Genomic DNA, 13,687 nt, shown 5'->3' on the forward strand with positions numbered 1-13,687 from the left:
GGGCTTTTTTCTATTTGGCGCAGCCATTTTTTAACCATAAAAACAACCACACACGCACAGATGAACCGCAGGATAGATATGGAAAATCATGTAGTTATAGAGTCAAAGGGGCGACTTGCCGCCATTAGGAACTGGATGGAACCCGTGCTGGTACTGCTTATTCTTGGCAGCCTGTTCGGTTACCTCGGCAGCCAGATGGGCCTCTCGGCCATGGTCAACACCCTGTTCAATACCGCCCACCAGCTGCTGCTCAATACCGTGCTCTTTATCATGGGGATCACGGTGCTCTCCGGTGCCCTGAGCCAGCTCTTGAGCGAGTTCGGGGTGATCCGCCTGCTGGAAGTACTGCTGGCCCCGCTGATGAAGCCGGTGTTTCGTCTGCCCGGTCGCACCGCGCTGGCGGCGCTGATGACCTTCTTCTCCGACAACCCGGCGGTGATCAGCCTCGCCAAGGACAGCCGCTTTCGCAAAGGCTTCACTCCCTGGCAGCTGGTGTCGCTCACCAACTTCGGTACCGCCTTTGGCATGGGGCTGATCGTGGTGACCTTTATGGCCACCTTGCAGCTGCCGAGCGGTGAATCCACTGCCAGCGCGGCGCTGATCGGGCTGCTCGGCGCTCTGGTGGGCTCGGTGGTCTCTACCCGACTGATGCAGCGGATGATCCGCCCCTTGGTGGGGGAAGTGCTGAACGATGACGCTGTACCGTCCGACGGCCGCAAGGTAGGGGTGACCAAAGAGGCGGCTCCCGGCTGGCTGCGTATCCTCAACTCTCTGCTCGATGGTGGCAAATCTGGCGTGGAGCTGGGGATGGCGGTGATCCCCGGGGTGCTGATCATCAGTACCTTCGTGATGCTGCTCACCTTCGGCCCGGGCGACAAGGGCTATACCGGCGAAGCGTTTCAGGGGGTAGCCCTGCTGCCGGTGCTGGCCGCCAAGGTGAGCTGGCTGTTTGACCTGCTGTTCGGCTTCCAGCAGCCGGAGCTGGTTGCCTTCCCGGCTACCTCGCTTGGTGCGGTCGGTGCCGCCATGTCACTGGTGCCCCCCTTTATCGCCAAGGGGTGGATCACCGGTAACGAGGTCGCGGTGTTTACCGCCATGGGGATGTGCTGGAGTGGCTTTCTGAGCACCCACACCGCCATGCTCGATGCCCTCGGCTATCGCCACCTCACCTCCCGCGCCATTGTCGCCCACACGGTCGGCGGCTTGTGCGCCGGGGTGGCGGCTCACCAGCTCTATCTACTGCTGGGCTGAGCAGGGTGAAAAGAGAGAGGGGCGCTGTGGCGCCCCTCTCTGTATCTATCGGTGACGAGTTGGCTCGTCCTTCTATTTACTCAACATCGCCGAACAGGCTCTGTGTGATCACCGCTTCCGGCATCATCTCCCGCAGTCCGGCGACCAGTTTTTCCCCCGCCTCATGCAGCGCAGCCAGCGGCATCTCGGGCAGGCTCTCCAGAATAAACCACATCTGGCCCGAATCGACACTGAGTCGGGTACGCACACCCTGCCGCCAGTTCCAGCGCCGACAGGTGACCCCCTTGTCATCCCGCCAGACCACCTCGCCGGGTTCCGGAGATTCGTGTGCGGGCTCGCCCCCCTTCATGGTATCGAACTGCTCGCTGCCATCGGCTACCACCAGTCGCGGTAGTCCCTCATAAGCAAGCAGGTTTTCGCCCCCCACCGGAATGGCGTAGCGGATACTGATGGCGTTGTAGAGATCGACCACGGGATCGATGGCGGGCAGGTTGCCGTCGCGGGCGACCCGCTTTCTCAGAGCCTCGGCGGAACAGGGAGTCCGCTGCGGCTTGGCGCCAAATTTTCTGAACAGCTCGCCCCAGGCGGCGAGATGCGCCTCTGCCCACGGCACATCGGCGGTCAGCATGGCGGTGCAGGCTTCATCAAGGGCGCGCGCCCCCACGTTCGGGTCGACCACGGCGGCGGCCTGCACCGTGATGCTCAAAGCGCGAAAGCCGGGAGCCAGCTGGCTGACTTCGGGGGAGATATAGGGGGTGATCAGGGACATAGCGACTCCATAAACGAAAGAGGCAGGGAGAAGGCGGCTGCCGGCCAGCATTGCGGTGACGGCAAATCCGGTTTGAGAGCCATCTTGCGCGAACATATTAGATAAGAAAATTCACATGATCTTAATAGCCATAAGTTTCATGAATGAAAAATGACGTAATCGAGGGGATGGCGGGCATGTACCGGCATATAGCGAAGAGGAGCCCTGCCGCCTCCGGTTTGCTGCGGCAATGCCCCTTTGCCGCTTCGATCTGCAGCGGCAGCCGCTGGCCGCTCGGCTCTCTTGTGATGACCTCAGCCGCAATGCCCACTAACACAAGGCGGCGATTCAAATCACTCGGTGGCTCAATGGGTTGGTTTCGCCCTGTGCTGTTCACTAAATTTTGGCCCCGCTTATGCACTCCTCTTGGCAACACAATCAAGGGTCGTTGTCGCGGAGAGATATCATGATCAGCAGCCTGTTTCCCCTTGCCTCGATCGCCCTCAAGCTGGGTAGCCAGCTGCTTGGCAGCAGTAGCAAACCCCAGCCCGTGCAGCCTGCCGTACAGGAGGAGCACCTCGCCCCGACCGTCCAGAGCCTGTTCCAGCGGCTCGGTATCAAGGAGGCCGATAGCGAACAGAACCGCTCGGCCATCAACCACTTTATGGGGGAGCTGATGCAGACCTTGGGGCAGGAGAATGGTGGCCAATCCCTCCCGGCTGCCATCGACAGCGCCCTCAACCAGCTGGCGAGCGGCACCCAGAGCACCCGCCTCGATGCCCTGCAAAGTGAGCTCGATACCCTCAAGGATTCCCTCGGTGCCAGCCATCTCAACCTCGATCAGCTGCTCGCAGCCTTTAAACAGACCCTGCCCAATGGCAAGGGCGATGGGGTTGGCAAACTGCTTAATGCCAGCGCCTGAACCGCGGTGAGCAATAAAAAACGGCAACCGAGGTTGCCGTTTTGCTTTCAACTTTGGATGACAAGCCGGTTGGCTTAACCCACCCGCTTGGCCAGCCACTGTTCGGCGGCGGTAAGGGCTGTCTCTACCTGCTCGCGGGCGACGCCGCCTTTGGCGACCCGCTTGGCCAGGGTCGCTTCCAGTTCCAAATTGGGGTATACGTCGAACTCGATCACCGGGCTGAAGCGCTGGAACTCGCCGATGGAGAGCTCCTCCAGCGGGCGGCCCACACTGATGGCAAAGACCACGGTTTCGCCGACGATATGGTGCGCTTCACGGAATGGAATCCCCTTGGCCACCAGATAGTCCGCCAGCTCGGTGGCGTTGGCGTAACCCCCCTGCGCCGCCGCCATGGTGCGCTCGCCATTCACCTTCAGATCGATCAGCACCAGCGCCGCCATGTCGAGGCAGTCGTGCCAGGTGTCGAGGGCATCGAACAGTCCCTCCTTGTCTTCCTGCATGTCCTTGTTGTAGGCCAGCGGCAGCGCCTTGAGGCTCATCAGCATGCCCATCTGGGCGCCGACCACCCGGCCGGTCTTGCCGCGGATCAGCTCCAGCGCATCCGGGTTCTTCTTCTGCGGCATCAGCGACGAGCCGGAAGTGACCGCATCGGAGAGCTCGACAAAGCCCGCCTCGCCGGTGTTGTAGAAGATAAGGTCTTCGGCAAAGCGCGACAGGTGGGTCATGGAGAGGGACGCTACGTGCATCAGCTCCACCACGTGATCCCGGTCTGAGACCGAATCCAAGCTGTTGCGGGTGGCAGCGGCAAAGCCCATGTCGAGCGCCAAGGCTTCGCGGTCGATGGCATAGGCAGTGCCCGCCAGCGCGCCGCAGCCGAGCGGGCTGGTGTCGAGACGTTTGAGGGCATCCTGCAGCCGTGAGTAATCCCGCTCCAGCATCTCCACATAGGCCAGCGCCCAGTGGGCGTAGGTGACCGGCTGGGCCCGCTGCAGGTGGGTGTAACCGGGCAGCACCGCAGCCTGATTGACGCGGGCGGAGGCGACCAGCCCCTGCTGCAGGGCGGTGATGGAGCCGAGCAGCAGCTCGCCCTGCGCCTTGCACCAGAGTTTCAGGTCGGTGGCGACCTGATCGTTGCGCGAGCGGCCGGTGTGCAGCTTCTTGCCAAGATCGCCGACGGCGGCGATTAGCTGGCTCTCGACCCAGGAGTGGATATCTTCGGCGTCCGAACTCAGGATCTGTTGGGGATCCTGCTGCACCGAGGCGAGCAGCACCTCCATCGCCTGTTGCAGTTTGCCCTGCTCATCGGCGGTCAATACGCCCACCTTCACCAGCGCTTTGGCCCAGGCCATGGAGCCCTGAATATCCTGCTCCGCCAGCCGGTAATCGAACCGCAGCGAATCGTTGAACTGCTTGAACCGGCTATCGGCTCCCTGACTGAAGCGTCCACCCCAAAGTGCCATACTGCTCTCCTTGAATGCGTTGTCGGCGGCGCCCTGGCCACCGAGCTTGAAATCGTGCCCTGTTTTTCTGCGAGCCTGTTATCTCACAGAAGCGGCCGGGGCGCTGCCGCTTTTGTCACACCCGCCGATGATGGGTCAGGGGCTATGCCCTCTGCCTGTAGAAGAGGGGGCCATGCCCCCTCAACGGAATCAACGGGTTATCGCGCTTGCTTAGCCGTGGGTATGGTCGCCACCGATGGCTTGATGTTGCTCCTTCATGGCGCGGATCCGGCTGGCCAGGGTGTAGAGACGGATAAAGCCTTCGGCATGGCTCTGGTCATACACTTCGTCGGCGCCGAAGGTAGCGAAATCTTCGGAGTAGAGGCTGTTCGGCGACTTCTTCTGCACCGCAGTGACCTGCCCCTTGTACATCTTCAGCACCACTTCACCGTCGAGATCTTCGGCGATGGCGTTGGCAGAGGCGAGGATCGCCTTGCACAGCGGAGTGAACCAGCGACCGTCATAGACCAGGTGGGAGAACTCGGCACCCAGCTTCTCCCGCCAGGCGCGGGTTGGGCGATCCAAGACCAGCTCTTCCACGGCGCGCAGCGCGGCGACCATCACGGTACCGCCCGGGGTTTCATAGCAGCCGCGGGACTTCATCCCCACCATCCGGTTTTCGGTGATGTCGATGCGGCCCACGCCGTGCTTGCCGGCCCGCTCGTTCAGGGTCATCAGGATCTGGTGCGGGCTCAGCGGCTGGTCATCCACGGCCACCACTTCACCCTGCGCCACGGTCAGCTTGACGTACTCCGGCTGATCCGGTGCCTGTTCGGCCGGTACGGTCCACTGCCAGACCGCTTCGGACGGCTCGTTCCAGGTGCTCTCCAGCTCGCCACCCTCGGTGGAGATGTGCCAGGCGTTGGCATCGCGGCTGTAGATCTTCTTCAGGGTCGCCTTGCAGGGAATGTTGCGGGTCTCCAGATAGGAGAGCAGATCTTCCCGGGAGCGCATGTCCCAGATCCGCCACGGGGCAATCACTTTCAGCTGGGGCGCCAGCGCGGCGACCGCGCCTTCGAAACGCACCTGATCGTTACCCTTGCCGGTGCAACCGTGGGAGATGGCATCGGCCCCTTCCGCCAGCGCGGCCTCGACCATCGCCTTGGCGATCACCGGACGGGCCATGGAGGTGCCCAGCAGATAGGTGCCTTCATAGACGGCGCCGGTCTTCAGGGTCGGATAGACGTACTCTTTGACGAACTCTTCCCGCAGATCCTTGATGATGCACTTGGTGGCGCCGGAGGCGATGGCCTTCTGCTCGATCCCTTCCAGATCGTCGCGCTCCTGACCGACGTCGGCCACGAAGGCAATGATTTCGGCATCATAGTGCTCTTTCAGCCAGGGAATGATGGCCGAGGTATCCAGTCCACCCGAGTAAGCCAGTACGATCTTGTTGATTCCGCTCATGTTACTTCTCTCCGTGATGATTCGATGATGATTCAATAAAAGGGTCGTGATTCAGGTTGATTGCCGCGTTACTTGTTGCCGAGAAGGGTCAGCAACACGGCGTTCTGGATATGCATCCGGTTTTCGGCCTCGTCCATGATGAGGGAGGCGGGGCCATCCATCACCTGCGAGGTGATCTCCAGCTCCCGGTGGGCCGGCTGGCAGTGCAGCACATGTGCAATGCCGGTGCGGTCGAGCAGAGCCTGGTTGATCTGGTAAGGCATAAAGAGGTCTTTGACCTGCTCCATCGGGGTGTTGTCACCCATGGAGACCCAGGTGTCGGTGTAGGCCACGTCGAACCCTTCGATATCCGCCACGTCATCGCTGATGTGGATGGTCGCTCCCGACTTGGCCGCCAGTGCCTGCGCCTGCAGGAAGATCTGGGTATCCGGGCCGTGGCCTTTCGGGCAGATCAGGGTGACGTCGGTGCCCAGGGTCGCCCCCAGCAGCAGCAGAGAGTGGCTGACGTTGTTGCCATCACCGAGGTAGGCAAGCTTCACCTTCGACAGGTCGTCGTAGTGCTCGGCAATGGTCATAAAGTCGGCCAGCCCCTGACAGGGGTGGTAGAGGTTGCACAGGCTGTTCACCACCGGCACTGTGCCGTGCGCTGCCAGCTCGACCAGGGTCTGGTGATCGAACACCCGGGCGACGATGGCATCACACCAGCGCGACAGGTTGGCGGCGAAATCTTTCACCGACTCCCGCTTGCCCAGCGCGCCGTTCTGCTGATCCAGATAGACGCTGTGGCCGCCCAGTTTGGCGATGCCGATGTCGAAGGTGACCCGGGTACGCAGGGAGGGTTTCTCGAACAGGGTGACCACGCTCTTGCCGGCCAGCGCCTGACTGTACTTCTTCGGGTCGGCCTTGACCGCTTTACCCAGCGCAATCAGCGCTTCAATCTGGGCTTTGTTCAGATCACTGTCTTTCAGAAGATGTTGCATCGGATGTTCCTTGTTCCGGTGGAGATCAAATGGCCACTTGGGTGCCGACCGCGCCGCCAGCCAGCAGCTTGAGCAGCTGATCCGGGTAGCGCCAGCTGGCGACACAGACCGGTTTGCCGAGAGTCTCGGCGGCGTGCAGGGCCGCTTCTACCTTGACCGCCATGCCGTCGCGGATCACCCCTTTCTCCATCAGATCCAGTGCGGTCAGCTTGTCGAGCTGGGGCACCAGCTTGCCCTTGCCATCCAGGATGCCGCTCACGTCGGAGAGCATCACCAGATCGGCACCGAGCGCCTCGGCAATGGCAGTGGCAGCCTGATCCGCGTTGACGTTCATCAGTTGCCCGTCGGCTGTGATGCCGATGGAGCTCACCACCGGCAGGAAGCCCTGACCGAGGATGCCCGCCACCAGTGCCGGGTTGCCCGGCTTGCACTCGCCGACTGCGCCGAGATCCGGGTCGAGCTGGGTCACCTGACACAGGCCGCCATCTGCCAGACAGAGCCCCACCGCCGGAATGCCGGTGGCGATTGCCTTGGCCATCATCTGCTTGTTGGCGGTCCCTGCCAGCGCACCGGCAATAAAGGGGATCTGCTCGAACGGGGTCACCCGCAGGCCGTTCTTCTTGGTAGAGGTGAGACCCAGCCCCTTGAGCAGGTCATCCACCAGACAGCCACCGCCGTGCACCAGCACCAGCGGACGGTGCTGATCGTCGAGAAAGGTTTTGAGGGTAGCGAACAGGGCGGTCAGCGCCTCGTCGTTCTCGATAAGGGCGCCGCCCAGCTTGATTACCAACGTCTGTTTGTCCATGTTCGAGATCCTTCCTAAGTCCTTAAATCAGGCCGGTGGCCGGTTCAAATCCGAATTTGATATTTATGCACTGAATGGCTTGCGAGGCTGCGCCCTTGAGCAGGTTGTCGATGGCAGAGACCACCACCAGCATGTTGCCCTGCTGTTGCCAGGCGATATCGCAGTAAGGGGTGTTTGCCACACCGCGAATAGAGGGCATCTGGCCGGTGAGGCGCACCAGCGGCTTGCCTTCATAAGCCTTGAGGAAGGCCTGATCCACCTGGGTGGGGGTGACGCCGTCCGCCAGCTGCACATAGATGGTGGCCAGAATGCCGCGCACATAGTTGCCAAGGTGGGGCTGGAACAGCACCTCCTTGCCGAGGTGATGGCTGATCTCCGGCTGGTGTCTGTGATTGAAGGTGCCGTAGGGATTGAGGCTCACTTCGCAGAAGCTGGTGTTGATGGCTGCCTTGCGCCCGGCGCCGGAAACCCCGGAGACGGCGTTGATGATGGGCTGCCAACCCTTGGCAATCAGGCCATCCTGCTGCAGCGGCTTGAGCGCGCAGAGGGAGGCGGTCGGGTAGCAACCCGGCACCGCAATCAGCTGGGCAGTGGCGATGGCATCGGCATTCCACTCGGCCAGACCGTAGGCGGCCTGATCCAGCCACTGTTCGCTGTCGTGGGTGAAGCCGTAGAAGCTGTCGTAAAAGCCCTGATCCTTGACCCGGAAGGCGCCGGAGAGATCGAACACCGGCAGCCCCTTGGCGAGAAACTTGGGTGCCAGCTCGGCGCTCACCTCGTGGGCGGTAGCTAGCAGCACCAGATCGGCCTGGGTCAGGATCCGGGTCATGCCATCCTCGTCCAGCGGCAACAGCGGCTGATCGAGGGCACCGACCCACTGGGGATGCAGGGAAGAGAAGCGCTTGTGGGCATCCTGACTGCCGGCGGAGACATAGAGGCCGAACAGCTTGAGTTGTGGATGGTTCTGTACCAGTGCGGCCAGTTCGGCTCCCGCGTAGCCACTGGCACCGACGATAACGGTGTTAAGCATGTTGAATATTCCAAGTCAGAGTTCGAGATTCACAGCATGACGCTGCAGTGCGCAAGGGTGTTCGATCGCCCCTTTGCACAAGTGCGGAGGGGCAATTCAGGCGGGTGTGTGTCGTCGGTTATAGATCAGGTGACAGAACATTAACTTTCCCTTACAACTAGAAGCCTTTGTTGATGAGCCAGATATTCAGGTAAAATTGCAGAATATTCATGCACTCACTTTGCATTTGTATTTTCTAACAGAAACATTCCGGGGACGCAAGGAGGAGCTGATGGCCAATCTGGATTTTTTTTCACTTTATAAGAATATTATTGCGATTCCCTCTATCAGCAGCACGGATCCCAAATGGGATCAGAGCAACGAGGCGGTGATCCGGCTGCTGGCCGACTGGTTCGGTCAGCTCGGTTTTCAGTGCGAGGTAACGGCGCTCCCCGACCTGCCGGGCAAGTTCAATCTGGTGGCGACGATTGGTCAGGGGGAGGGCGGTCTGCTGCTGGCGGGCCACACCGATACGGTGCCGTTTGATGAAGGAGGGTGGAGCAAGGATCCCTTCAAGGTGACCGAAGAGGGCAGCCGTCTCTATGGCCTCGGCACCATCGACATGAAGGGCTTCTTCGCCTTTATCGTCGAGGCGCTCAAAGATATTGACCTCACCAAGCTGACCAAGCCGCTGCGCATTCTCGCCACTGCCGACGAAGAGACCACCATGGCGGGGGCCCGTGCCATCGCCGCCGCAGCCGATCTCAAACCCGACTACGCCGTGATTGGCGAGCCGACCGGACTGGTGCCGGTGGTGGCCCACAAGGGACACATGTCGGAGGCGATCCGCATTACCGGCAAGAGTGGTCACAGCTCGGATCCCGCCAACGGCGTCAACGCCATGGAGATCATGCACAAGGCGATGGGGCAGGTGCTGCGCTTGCAGCAGGATCTGAAAGATCGCTACGCCGACCACCGCTTTGCCGTGCCGCAGCCGACCCTGAACCTGGGTTACATTCAGGGCGGTGACAGCCCGAACCGCATCTGCGGCTGCTGCGAGCTGCATATCGACCTGCGGCCCACTCCGCAGGTGGGGCCTGACGAGCTGATGGGAATGCTCAAAGAGGCGCTGTCACCCATCGAGATCCACCAGCCGGGCTGCTTGCATCTGCAACATCTGCACGAGCCCATTCCCGCCTACGCCTGCGCCGACGACTCTGTGCTGGTGCGCGAAGCTGAGAAGGCGAGCGGTCGCGCCGCCGAGTCGGTCAACTACTGCACCGAGGCGCCGTTTATCCAGCAGCTTGGCTGCGAGACCATCGTCATGGGCCCCGGCCATATCACCCAGGCGCACCAGCCGGATGAGTATCTCGACCTCTCCTTCGTCAAGCCCACCACTTCAGTGTTGCAGCACCTGATCAGACGTTTTTGCCTGTAGCGGCGGCAGTGAAAGGAGCGTAAAACTGTAAGAAAGTTACATAACAAGCCGGTTGTGGAGTGGTGACGGAAATACATGTTCTGAATCGGCCTGTTATTTGACCTTGCGCAGACAATCTGGGTAGATTGTCACCCTAAGATGACGGAGCATATGTTGTAATCGCACAACAATAAGTGAGGCTGTCATGCACCCCGGATGGGTGTCAGGCACCAACAAGATAAGGATGTGGAATGAACGAAAAGTACGCCGCACTACGCGCCAACGTAGGCATGCTGGGTCAGCTGCTGGGTAAATCCATCAAGGATCATCAGGGTCAGGCCTTTCTCGACAAGATCGAAACCATTCGCCAATTGGCCAAGTCCTCCCGCAAGGGCAATGAATCAGACCGGGAGCGTCTGCTCGATACCCTGCGCACCCTGAGCGATGATGAACTGCTGCCGGTGGCTCGCGCCTTCAGCCAGTTCCTCAATCTCGCCAACGTGGCGGAACAGTTCCACACCATCTCCCGTCGCTGCGAAGAGCAGGTCTGCACCCCGGATCCGCTGGAGCAGATGTTCGACAAACTGAAAGCCTCCAACCTGTCCCAAGAGGCGATCATTCAAGCCGTGCGCGAGCTGGATATCGATCTGGTGCTGACCGCTCACCCGACCGAGGTGACCCGCCGCACCCTGATCCACAAGCACGTACAGCTCAACGACTGCCTCGAGGCGCTGGAACTTTCCGACCTGCTGCCCCGCGAGCGGGACAAGATCCTCAATCGCATCGAACAGCTCATCAATCAGGCGTGGCACACCAACGAGATCCGCGAACAGCGCCCGACTCCGGTCGACGAGGCCAAGTGGGGCTTCGCCGTGGTGGAGAACAGCCTGTGGCCTGCCATTCCCGAATTCATGCGCAATCTGGACGAGCGTCTGCAACACCATCTGGGTGTGCGGCTGCCGCTGGATGCCGCGCCGGTCAAGTTCACCTCCTGGATGGGCGGTGACCGCGACGGCAACCCCTTCGTCACCGCCAAGGTGACTGCCGAAGTGCTGGAGCTGGGCCGCTGGATGGCGGTGAGCCTGTTCTACAAAGACATCAAGGAGCTCACTTCCGAGCTCTCCATGTCCGACTGTACCGACGCCGTGCGTGCTCGCGTTGGCGATCACCCCGAGCCCTACCGCGCGCTGGTGCGCGAGCTGCGTGAAGCGCTGCGCGAAACCAAGGAGCACCTGACCGCCAAGGTGCAGGGTCAGGCGAGCGAGAGCCAGGATCTGGTCAAGACCACCGCCCAGTTGCGCGAGCCGCTGGAGCTCTGCTACCACTCATTGCACGCCTGCGGCATGGGCAACATCGCCGATGGCATGCTGCTGGATGTGCTGCGCAAGGTCGCCTGTTTCGGCATCCATCTGGTCAAGCTCGATATCCGTCAGGATGGCGAGCGTCACGGGCTGGTCTTCTCCGAGCTGACCCGCTATCTGGGTCTGGGTGACTACGCCGAGTGGAGCGAAGATGACAAGCAGGCCTTCCTGCTCAACGAACTGAACTCCCGCCGCCCGCTCATTCCCCACGACTGGGAGCCGAGCGCCGAGGTGCGCGAGACGCTGGATACCTGTCAGGTCATCGCCCAGCACGACCCCGATGCGTTCGGCATCTACATCATCTCCATGGCCGGTGCGCCGTCCGATGTGCTGTCGGTGCAACTGCTGCTCAAAGAGGTGGGCTGCAAGTTCCGCATGCCGGTCGCACCGCTGTTTGAAACCCAGGATGACCTGATGGCAGGCACCGCCGTGATGGAGCGTCTGCTCTCGGTGGACTGGTATCGCGGCTACATTCAGGGCCGTCAGTACGTGATGATCGGTTACTCCGACTCTGCCAAGGATGCGGGCATGATGGCCGCTGGCTGGGCCCAGTACGCCGCCATGGAATCCCTGGTGGGACTGGCTGAGGCCAACAATATCCGCCTCACCCTGTTCCATGGCCGTGGCGGTACCGTCGGTCGTGGTGGTGCGCCAGCCCATCAGGCCATCCTCTCCCAGCCGCCGGGATCCCTGCGCGGCGGTCTGCGTACCACCGAACAGGGGGAGATGATCCGCTTCAAGTTCGGTCTGCCGAAAGTGGCGATCAAGAGTCTGGAGCTCTACACCAGCGCCGTGCTGGAAGGGAACCTGCTGCCACCGCCCAAGCCGAAAGAGTGCTGGCGCGAGGTGATGGAACAGCTGGCCGCCGACTCCTGCGATCACTACCGTAGTATCGTGCGCGGTCATCCGGACTTCGTCCCTTACTTCCGTGCCGCTACCCCGGAGATGGAGCTCGGCAAGCTGCCGCTCGGCTCCCGTCCCTCCAAGCGCAAGCCCAACGGCGGCGTCGAGAGTCTGCGCGCCATTCCGTGGATCTTCGCCTGGACCCAGAACCGCCTGATGCTGCCGGCTTGGCTCGGTGCCCACAAGGCGCTGCAGCAGGCGATCGACGGCGGCAAGCTGGCGGTGCTGGAAGAGATGAGCGCCCAGTGGCCCTTCTTCCGCACTCGCCTCGAGATGCTGGAGATGGTGTTCCTCAAAGCTGATGTCTGGCTGGCCGAATACTACGACACCCGTCTGGTGCCGCAGGAGCTGTGGGGCCTTGGCAAACAGCTGCGTCAGGAGCTCGCCGAATCCATCGAGGTGGTGCTGAAACTGAGCCCGCGCGGGGATCTGCTGGAGGATCAGCCCTGGATCAAGGAGTCCATCAAGCTGCGCAACCCCTACACTGACCCGCTCAACGTGCTGCAAGCCGAGCTGCTCAACCGCTCCCGCAACCACCCGGAGACCCTGCACCCCGAGCTGGACAAGGCGCTGATGGTCACCATCGCCGGTATTGCCGCAGGTATGCGCAACACCGGTTGATAGCCAGCTCAATCCAGCAGGCTTCAGTTATATCCATCAAGCCAAAGGGTGCCGACAAGGCGCCCTTTGTTGTTTCTACGATCTCGCTTGGTTTACAGGTTGTCTCTATGGGGTTGCCGCTGCCAGCGCGGCTATCTCGCCGCCGCTGATAAGCGGCAGGTTGCGGCTGATCTGCTCCACCGGCCAGTCCCACCAGGCGATGGCATTGAGACGGGCGATGGTGTCGTCGTCGAAGCGGTAGCGGATCACCTTGGCGGGATTGCCGCCGACCACGGCATAGGCGGGCACGTCACCGGTGACCACGGAGCGGGCGGCGATAATGGCGCCGTTGCCGACCTTTACTCCCGGCATGATCAGGGCGTCATAGCCGATCCAGACATCGTTGCCGATCACGGTATCCCCCTTGTAGGGGAGGCTGCCCGGGGCGGGTGCGGCATGTTCCCAGCCGTTGCCGAAGATAAAGAAGGGGTAGGTGGAGAAGCCGGAGGTCTGGTGGTTGGCGCCATTCATGATGAACTTCACCCCGCGGGCGATGGCGCAGAACTTGCCGATGATGAGCTTGTCGCCGATGAAGGGGAAGTGGTAGAGGACGTTGCGCTCGAAGCCCGCCGAATCCTCCGGGTCGTCGTAATAGGTGTAGTCACCCACCTCGATATTGGGCCCCTTGATGGTGTTTTTGATAAAGCACACCTGGGGAAAGCCGTTCATGGGGTGGGGATTGGCGGGATCGGGTCCGTGCATCTGGTCTCCTTGGATTGGCCGGG

General features: G+C 61.5%; 11 protein-coding genes. 4 read left to right on the top strand and 7 right to left on the bottom strand.

Translation table 11 applies throughout. The features are described 5' to 3' along the window. The first annotated feature begins 78 nt into the window (after positions 1–78). Positions 79–1,251 carry a CD0519/CD1768 family membrane protein gene (locus ACTG19_RS15170; RefSeq protein WP_113740569.1) on the top strand — a complete coding sequence of 391 codons (1,173 nt, stop codon included), beginning with the start codon at positions 79–81 and terminating at the stop codon, positions 1,249–1,251. A gap of 76 nt (positions 1,252–1,327) precedes the next feature. On the opposite strand, the gene ACTG19_RS15175 is transcribed toward ACTG19_RS15170, so the two are convergent. Next, complete coding sequence (locus ACTG19_RS15175) at positions 1,328–2,020, bottom strand: B3/B4 domain-containing protein (protein ID WP_107684302.1); 693 nt, start codon at positions 2,018–2,020, stop codon at positions 1,328–1,330. Positions 2,021–2,465: 445 nt separating this feature from the next. On the opposite strand from ACTG19_RS15175, the gene ACTG19_RS15180 reads away from it, so the two are divergent. Further along, complete coding sequence (locus tag ACTG19_RS15180; protein WP_113740570.1) at positions 2,466–2,921, top strand: hypothetical protein; 456 nt, start codon at positions 2,466–2,468, stop codon at positions 2,919–2,921. 74 nt (positions 2,922–2,995) lie between these two features. On the opposite strand, the gene argH is transcribed toward ACTG19_RS15180, so the two are convergent. The 5 genes from argH to argC form a co-directional block, all read right to left on the bottom strand. Then, entirely contained in the window at positions 2,996–4,381 is a 1,386-nt protein-coding gene (gene argH / locus ACTG19_RS15185) for an argininosuccinate lyase (protein ID WP_113740571.1), read from the bottom strand. 210 nt (positions 4,382–4,591) lie between these two features. Continuing rightward, on the bottom strand, positions 4,592–5,827 hold the full coding sequence (locus ACTG19_RS15190) for an argininosuccinate synthase (RefSeq protein ID WP_033115910.1): 1,236 nt from the start codon (positions 5,825–5,827) through the stop codon (positions 4,592–4,594). Positions 5,828–5,895: 68 nt separating this feature from the next. Continuing rightward, on the bottom strand, positions 5,896–6,807 hold the full coding sequence (locus ACTG19_RS15195; RefSeq protein WP_162628465.1) for an ornithine carbamoyltransferase: 912 nt from the start codon (positions 6,805–6,807) through the stop codon (positions 5,896–5,898). A 25-nt stretch (positions 6,808–6,832) separates the two neighbouring features. Next, on the bottom strand, positions 6,833–7,612 hold the full coding sequence (argB, locus tag ACTG19_RS15200; protein WP_101348150.1) for an acetylglutamate kinase: 780 nt from the start codon (positions 7,610–7,612) through the stop codon (positions 6,833–6,835). A gap of 22 nt (positions 7,613–7,634) precedes the next feature. After that, a complete protein-coding gene (gene argC / locus ACTG19_RS15205; protein WP_113740573.1) occupies positions 7,635–8,642 on the bottom strand; it encodes an N-acetyl-gamma-glutamyl-phosphate reductase in 1,008 nt (335 codons plus the stop codon). A gap of 271 nt (positions 8,643–8,913) precedes the next feature. Here argC and argE point away from each other — a divergent pair, with 271 nt between their 5' ends. Both argE and ppc read left to right on the top strand, forming a co-directional pair. Further along, positions 8,914–10,059, top strand: a complete 1,146-nt coding sequence (gene argE / locus ACTG19_RS15210; RefSeq protein ID WP_113740574.1) for an acetylornithine deacetylase — start codon at positions 8,914–8,916, stop codon at positions 10,057–10,059. Between the two features lie 230 nt (positions 10,060–10,289). Continuing rightward, a complete protein-coding gene (gene ppc / locus ACTG19_RS15215) occupies positions 10,290–12,923 on the top strand; it encodes a phosphoenolpyruvate carboxylase (RefSeq protein ID WP_439989228.1) in 2,634 nt (877 codons plus the stop codon). A gap of 105 nt (positions 12,924–13,028) precedes the next feature. On the opposite strand, the gene ACTG19_RS15220 is transcribed toward ppc, so the two are convergent. Then, the gene (locus tag ACTG19_RS15220) at positions 13,029–13,664 is read right to left on the bottom strand and encodes a Vat family streptogramin A O-acetyltransferase (RefSeq protein WP_439974703.1); all 636 of its coding nucleotides are present in this window, start codon (positions 13,662–13,664) and stop codon (positions 13,029–13,031) included. Positions 13,665–13,687: the final 23 nt, after the last annotated feature.

It is taken from the genome of Aeromonas sp. 3P (assembly GCF_051919745.1).
Taxonomy (GTDB): domain Bacteria; phylum Pseudomonadota; class Gammaproteobacteria; order Enterobacterales; family Aeromonadaceae; genus Aeromonas; species Aeromonas veronii.

Bases quoted from the DNA above. Each gene is read 5' to 3' on its own strand.
- ACTG19_RS15170 (WP_113740569.1), top strand. From the start codon at position 79: ATGGAAAATCATGTAGTTATAGAGTCAAAGGGGCGACTTGCCGCCATT.
- ACTG19_RS15175 (WP_107684302.1), bottom strand. From the start codon at position 2,020: ATGTCCCTGATCACCCCCTATATCTCCCCCGAAGTCAGCCAGCTGGCT.
- ACTG19_RS15180 (WP_113740570.1), top strand. From the start codon at position 2,466: ATGATCAGCAGCCTGTTTCCCCTTGCCTCGATCGCCCTCAAGCTGGGT.
- argH (WP_113740571.1), bottom strand. From the start codon at position 4,381: ATGGCACTTTGGGGTGGACGCTTCAGTCAGGGAGCCGATAGCCGGTTC.
- ACTG19_RS15190 (WP_033115910.1), bottom strand. From the start codon at position 5,827: ATGAGCGGAATCAACAAGATCGTACTGGCTTACTCGGGTGGACTGGAT.
- ACTG19_RS15195 (WP_162628465.1), bottom strand. From the start codon at position 6,807: ATGCAACATCTTCTGAAAGACAGTGATCTGAACAAAGCCCAGATTGAA.
- argB (WP_101348150.1), bottom strand. From the start codon at position 7,612: ATGGACAAACAGACGTTGGTAATCAAGCTGGGCGGCGCCCTTATCGAG.
- argC (WP_113740573.1), bottom strand. From the start codon at position 8,642: ATGCTTAACACCGTTATCGTCGGTGCCAGTGGCTACGCGGGAGCCGAA.
- argE (WP_113740574.1), top strand. From the start codon at position 8,914: ATGGCCAATCTGGATTTTTTTTCACTTTATAAGAATATTATTGCGATT.
- ppc (WP_439989228.1), top strand. From the start codon at position 10,290: ATGAACGAAAAGTACGCCGCACTACGCGCCAACGTAGGCATGCTGGGT.
- ACTG19_RS15220 (WP_439974703.1), bottom strand. From the start codon at position 13,664: ATGCACGGACCCGATCCCGCCAATCCCCACCCCATGAACGGCTTTCCC.